The organism is Kitasatospora sp. NPDC048407, from assembly GCF_043200475.1.
Lineage (GTDB): Bacteria > Actinomycetota > Actinomycetes > Streptomycetales > Streptomycetaceae > Kitasatospora.
On record NZ_JBICXW010000049.1, the window covers coordinates 1 to 3,843 of the forward strand.

General features: G+C 75.0%; 3 protein-coding genes. 1 reads left to right on the forward strand and 2 read right to left on the reverse strand.

Going from position 1 to position 3,843, the window contains the following annotated elements; all coding sequences use genetic code 11:
- Nucleotides 1-144: 144 nt before the first annotated feature.
- On the reverse strand, nucleotides 145-774 hold the full coding sequence (gene snpA, locus ACGFWJ_RS36135; protein ID WP_392956989.1) for a snapalysin: 630 nt from the start codon (nucleotides 772-774) through the stop codon (nucleotides 145-147).
- A gap of 221 nt (nucleotides 775-995) precedes the next feature.
- Between snpA and ACGFWJ_RS36140 the strand changes: the two genes are divergently transcribed.
- On the forward strand, nucleotides 996-1,970 hold the full coding sequence (locus ACGFWJ_RS36140) for a LysR family transcriptional regulator (RefSeq protein WP_387642625.1): 975 nt from the start codon (nucleotides 996-998) through the stop codon (nucleotides 1,968-1,970).
- Between the two features lie 46 nt (nucleotides 1,971-2,016).
- Here ACGFWJ_RS36140 and ACGFWJ_RS36145 read toward each other — a convergent pair whose 3' ends face one another.
- Nucleotides 2,017-3,537 carry a hypothetical protein gene (locus ACGFWJ_RS36145; protein ID WP_392956991.1) on the reverse strand — a complete coding sequence of 507 codons (1,521 nt, stop codon included), beginning with the start codon at nucleotides 3,535-3,537 and terminating at the stop codon, nucleotides 2,017-2,019.
- Nucleotides 3,538-3,843: the final 306 nt, after the last annotated feature.

Consider the following 3,843-nt stretch of genomic DNA (forward strand, 5'->3'; position numbering starts at 1 on the left):
CCCGCCCCCCCCCCCCCCCCCCCCCCCCCCCCGCGGCCCCCCCCCCCCCCCCCCCCGCCCCCCCCCCCCCCCCCCGCCCCGCCCCCCCCCGGGGGGGGGCGCCCCCCCCCCCCCCCGCGGCGTGTGCGTCGCGGACGGGCGGGGTCAGCCGGCCGCGGCGAGGCCGTACTGCCAGAGGCTGTTGACGCGGCTGCGCTCGGTGGCGTTCGGGTACGGGTTGGTGCACGAGGTGCCGGGGCCGCCGCCGGACATCAGCTCGCTGCACGGGCCGGAGTAGTGGTCGGGCAGGCCGAGCACGTGGCCGGTCTCGTGGGCGGTGACGCGCACCGAGCTGTACTGCCGGTTCTGCGCGTAGTCGAGGAAGATGTAGCCGCTGCCGTGGCCGTCGGTGGAGGCGTAGGAGCCGCGGGAGTCGTTGCCCTCGTAGTAGCGGAAGTCGGCGTTGGTGCCGGAGCGGAGCTGGACGTTGCTGACCGAGGAGTTCCAGATCTGCGCGGCCTGGGATATGACGGTGCGGAAGGTCGGGGCCGAGCTGGCGTCGTAGGTGACGGTGACGGCCATCAGGTAGGGGTTGGCGGCCTGCTTGGCCCGGGCCGACTTCATCACTGCCTCGTAGAACGCCTTGTTGTTGGCGTCCTCGGAGGACTTGGCGGCGATGCCCGCGGACGGGGTGTAGCCCTGGGTGGTGGTGGCCGCGGCGGCGGGCACGGCGGCGGTGCCGGCCGCGAGGACCAGTCCGAGGGCGGCGGCGAGCACGGTCATGGAGCGGTTCATGTGGGGACTCCATTTCGCGGGTCCCGGGGCCGTGGGGAGGGCCGTGCCCGGGACGCGGTGACGAGTTGTTGCACCGAGCTTGGGGCAGGGCGGGCGGGGCGCGGAGATGGCAACCGGCGATAGGCGGGGGCAATACCCTTGCGGGGCCCTTGATTTGACGCTCCATGAGCGGAGCTTGACATGCTCTTGGCAGGCTGTGGACGCCTGGCTATGCTCCCGTGATGGAGCTCGACGTCCGACACCTGCGGGTGCTGTGCGCGATCGCGGACACCGGCAGCGTCCGAAAGGCCGCCCGTCGACTCGGCATGGCCCAGCCGTCGCTGACCACCCAACTGCACCGCATCGAACGGGCCATCGGCGGACGGCTGTTCACCCGCGAACAGACCGGCAGCCGCCCCACCGCCCTCGGCCACTCGGTGCTCTCCCGCGCCCGACCCGTGATCACCGGGATGGACGCCCTGGTCGCCGCCGCCCGCGCCGAAGCCGCCGGACCGGGCCGCCGCCGACTGCGGATCGGCAGCGTCGGCAGCCGCGCGGTCGCCGCCTGGCTGCGCCGCATCCACGACCGGCTCCCCGAGACCGACACCACCATCCACATCGACATCTCGGCGATCGCCCTGATCCACCTGGTCGCCGTGGAACAGCTGGACATCGCCTTCGTCCACGAGAGCGAGGGCTTTCCGCTACAGGTGCCGCCTGGCACCGAGCAGCGGGTGCTGGTCGCCCGCGAGCCCCAGTTCGTCGCCCTCGCCGAGACCCACCCCGCCGCCGGCCGGCCGGTCGTCACCCTCGCCGACCTCGCCCACGACACCTGGATGGTCGACCCGACCGCCGACCACGAATACGCCGCCCTGCGCCGGGTCTTCGCCGAGGCCGGACTCGACCCGCGCGTCGTCCAGGTCCGCGACAACGCCACCGCCGCCGAACTCGTCGCCTCCGGCGAAGCCGTCCGCCCCTGCCAGCCCACCTCACCGCCCGGACCCGGCACCGTCCTGCGCCCCGTCCACGGCGACCCCCTCGCCGTCCGTCTCCTCCTCACCTGGCGCCCCGACACCGTCGGCGGCCCCGCGCTCGACGGCCTCTGGATCGACCTCTGCCACGCCTACCTCGACCTGGCCAGCATCAACCCCGCCTACCGCGCCTGGCTCCGCCACCACAACCGCTCCCTGCACACCCTCCTCGCCCCGACAGCCTGATATCCGCGCCCGCCGGGCCGGGGACCGAAGTACAGGTCGGCGTGCGTCAGGCGAGGGCGCAGTCGAGCAGGCGGCCACACTCGGTGCCGACCAGCAACCGGCCGGGCCCGGTGACGGTGAGGGCTGTCGGCACCAGCGGGGCCCCGCGCAGGGTGAGGCGGCCCCACTCGCGCAGGGTGCCGTCGGCCAGCGAGAGCGCCAGCAGATCGCCGTTCTCGTAGCCGGCGTACGCGGCCGTGTGGTCGGTGTCGAGGACGACGGCCGGTCGATCGGTGCGGAACGCCCAGCGCGTGGCACCGTCGGCCGGGTCGCGGCGCGCCACGTAGCAGTCGCCGGGACGGCGTCCTTCCCGGCGCCACCGCGCGCCGGCCTGCAGCAGATCGCCGCCGGGGAGTTCCACGCCCGGGCCGCCGTCGTGGTCCTCGCCGGGTGCGAGGGCGAGCGGGAACAGCGGGTGCGGCGGGGCCCAGACCGGCTCGAGCAACGCCCCCGGTTCACCGACCGGAGGTGACCCCGGGACGAACGGTTCCTCCGCGCCGGGCAGCGGGACAGGGGCCGTCGCGCCCACCCACCGCTCGCTCTCCCGGCCGGGGCCCTCAGGTGCGCGGACCGTGGTGGTGAGCGTCCCACCGCCGCGCCGGACCCGGAGGCCGCCACGCGGAACGAGGACCGGGAGCCCGTCGGGGCCGAGGTGCAGGCCGGCCGGGGCGGACAGCCGCACCCGGGCGGTCCGGGTGCCGTTCGACAGGTCGATTCGGCTGACCGAGTCGGGAACACCCGACACCTGCCACGGACCGGCATGCACCCACGCCGACCGCTGGTCGGGCGCCACCGCGAGCTGCATGCCGCCGCAGGCGATCACCGGGACCGACCAGGACAGCTCGCCGGACGGCAGCCGGCACTCCAGCAACACGCCGTCCAAGGAGGCCAACAGCCGCCCGTCGTCCAGCAGTTCGACCTCATGGACCAGGCTCCTGAGGTCGCGCCCGGGGCCGTACCGATCGAGCACCGCCGCCGGGTCCGGTGGCCGGTGCGCCGCCAGCGGGCGGGTCCTCGAGTTGCCCAGTTCCGCACCGCGCACCGAACGCGGCTCCAAGGCGCGCCAATCGGTCCGGTGGAGGTCCACCAGGTGCTCCACCTGCGGTACCCGCGAATCCTTCATGACCGGCTCCAGGTACAGGCGCAGCGACTGCCCGTCCAACCACTCCACCTCGCGCACGGTGCGCCCCTTCGGATCGTGGAACGCCGACACGGCCGGCCCGGATTCGAAGTCCAGCAACAGGAGTTCACCCCTGTTGAGAAGCCCCCCGTCGTACTGGCCGGTGCCGACCGCGAGCAGCGACAGCTCCGGATGGAACGCCAGCGCGTTGACGGGAAACCGCGAGCGCAGCACCGCGACGCACGTCAGATCGGAGGTGCGGTACACAGCCATGGGCGCGGGCCGACCGTGCCGAACGTAGCCGGCCACCGCGAGCAGGCCGCGCCGCTCGTCCACCACCGCCACCCGCGGCGTGCCGACCTCGGCGAACGGGCGGTCGGCGAGAACACGGTCGATTCGCAGGGCCACGGGGCTGATCGTCGCAGACGCCGGACGGTTCGTCAGCCCATTATCAACTCGCCTGTCACCGCAGGTCCCGCCGCCCACGACCGCCTCCAGCCGGCCGCCTGCCTGTCAGCGGGCCGGGGTGACGTCGGGGGCGCGTCGGGCACTCGGCGGCCGGTTGACGGCCGCCGGACAGAACCTCGTCTTTCGTCCTGTGCAGCGCCATGCCCGGTGTGGGGGGGGGGGGGGGGGGGGGGGGGGGGGGGGGGGGGGGGGGGGGGGGGGGGGGGGGGGGGGGGGGGGGGGGGGGGGGGGGGGGGGGGGGGGGGG

Excerpts from the sequence above, each read along its gene's own strand:
- ACGFWJ_RS36140 (WP_387642625.1), top strand. The coding sequence starts at position 996 with ATGGAGCTCGACGTCCGACACCTGCGGGTGCTGTGCGCGATCGCGGAC.
- snpA (WP_392956989.1), bottom strand. The coding sequence starts at position 774 with ATGAACCGCTCCATGACCGTGCTCGCCGCCGCCCTCGGACTGGTCCTC.